Origin of the sequence: Actinosynnema sp. NPDC023658, assembly GCF_040639995.1 — a bacterium.
Classification (GTDB): Bacteria; Actinomycetota; Actinomycetes; order Mycobacteriales; family Pseudonocardiaceae; genus Actinosynnema.
In genome coordinates, this window is sequence record NZ_JBFAAX010001023.1 from 1 (window position 1) to 1,914 (window position 1,914).

General features: G+C 75.0%; 1 protein-coding gene. It reads left to right on the top strand.

The features are described 5' to 3' along the window. Positions 1 to 89: 89 nt before the first annotated feature. Positions 90 to 1,914 (top strand): GNAT family N-acetyltransferase (locus AB0G02_RS37615; protein ID WP_360804500.1); only part of this gene is annotated, 1,825 nt, incomplete at its 3' end.

The following is a 1,914-nucleotide window of genomic DNA, read 5'->3' on the forward strand; positions in this document are numbered from 1 at the left end:
GCGCCGTGCCCGGTCGTCGTCATCCGCGAGCCCGAGGCCCGGCGCGAGCATGTCGACCCGAAGCCGGTCGTCACCCCCGGACCGCTGCTGTGACCGCGCACCTGGCCGACCGGGCGCTGCTGGCGGACGGGTCGGTGGTGGAGCTGCGCGAGCTGGGGCCCGCCGACGCCGACGCGCTGCTCGCGCTGCACCGCGACCTGCCTCCGGACGACCGCTACCTGCGGTTCTTCAGCGTCTCGACCTCCGCGTCGGACGACTTCGTCGCACGGCTGACCGCGCCGGCCGAGCACCGTCACGTCGTCATCGGCGCGTTCGCCGGCGGAGCGCTGGTCGGCGCGGCGAGCTGCGTCGCGGTCGAGGACGCCACCGCGGAGGTGGCGCTGGTGGTCGCGCACGACCGCCAGTCGCACGGCGTCGGGACCCTGATGCTCGAACACCTGATCTCCCTGGCCAGGGGCAGGGGAGTGCGGCGGTTCAGCGCCGACGTGCTCACCGCCAACTCGCGGATGTTGCGCGTGTTCACCGACCTCGGCCTGGTCGTCGAGTCGAACGTGGACAGCGGTGTCGTGCACGTCGACCTCGGGCTCGACCCCGACGAGAACTACCTGGACGCGGTGGCGGACCGGGAGCTGGCCGCGGACGTGGCGAGCCTGCGCGCGGTGCTCCGGCCGTCGTCGGTCGTCGTGGTCGGCGCGGGCCGCAAGCGGTCCTCGGTGGGCAACGCGGTGCTGCACAACCTGGTCACCGGTGGGTTCCGGGGCGGGACGTACGTGGTCAACCCGCACGCCGACCAGGTGCTGGGCGTCGTCTCGTACCCGTCGGTCGCCGCCCTGCCCGAGGCGCCGGACCTCGCCGTCGTCTGCGTGCCGGCCGAGGCCGTGCCGCAGGTTGCCGAGGACTGCGGTCGACGCGGGGTGAAGGCGCTGGTCGTCATCACCTCCGGGGTCGACCCGGACCGGCTGCTGGAGGTCGTGCACCGGCACGGCATGCGCCTGGTCGGGCCCAACTGCGTCGGCGTGACCGGTCCCGATCTCGACGCCACCTTCACCCGCGACCGCCTCACCAGCGGTGACGTCGGCGTGGTCACCCAGTCGGGTGGGGTCGCCATCGCGGTGTTGGAGCAGCTGCGCCGCCTCGGCCTGGGCACGTCGGAGCTGGTGTCGACCGGCGACAAGTACGACGTGAGCGGCAACGACCTGCTGCTGTGGTGGGAACGCGACGAGCGCACCCGTGCCGTGGCGCTGTACCTGGAGTCGTTCGGCAACCCACGCAAGTTCTCCCGCCTGGCCCGCCGGGTCGCGCGGCGCAAGCCGGTGCTGGCCATCCGGGCGGCGAGCAGCGAGGCCGGTCAACGGGCCGCCGCGTCGCACACCGCCGCGACCGCCACCCCGGCGGTGACCCGGGACGCGCTGTTCCGCAAGGCCGGCGTCACGGCGGTGGACGGCGTCACCGACCTGGTCGACGTGCTGGCCGCGCTGCACACCACCCCCTTGCCCGCCGGGCGCAACGTCGCCGTGCTCGGCAACGCGGGCGGTCTCGGCGTGCTGGCCGCCGACGCCTGCGTCCGGCACGGGCTCACCATCGCCCAACCCGCCCCGGCCACCACCGAGGCGTTGCGCCGGTTGCTGCCGGGCACCGCGAGCCCGCACAACCCGGTCGACACCACCGCGGTCGTGGACGACCGCACGTTCGCCCGCTGCCTGGACCTGCTGGCCGCCGACCCGGCCGTGGACGCGGTCATCGCGGTCACCGTGCCCACCGCGCTGGGCGACCCGGCCGGCGGTATCCACCCCACGACCAAGCCCGTGCTGGCGGTGAGCGCGGACCAGGACGGCTCGGTCTCCCTGCGCGACGGCCTCGCCTGCTACGCCGAGCCCGCCCGCGCCGCCGCCGTGCTCGCCGCGCTGGCCGACC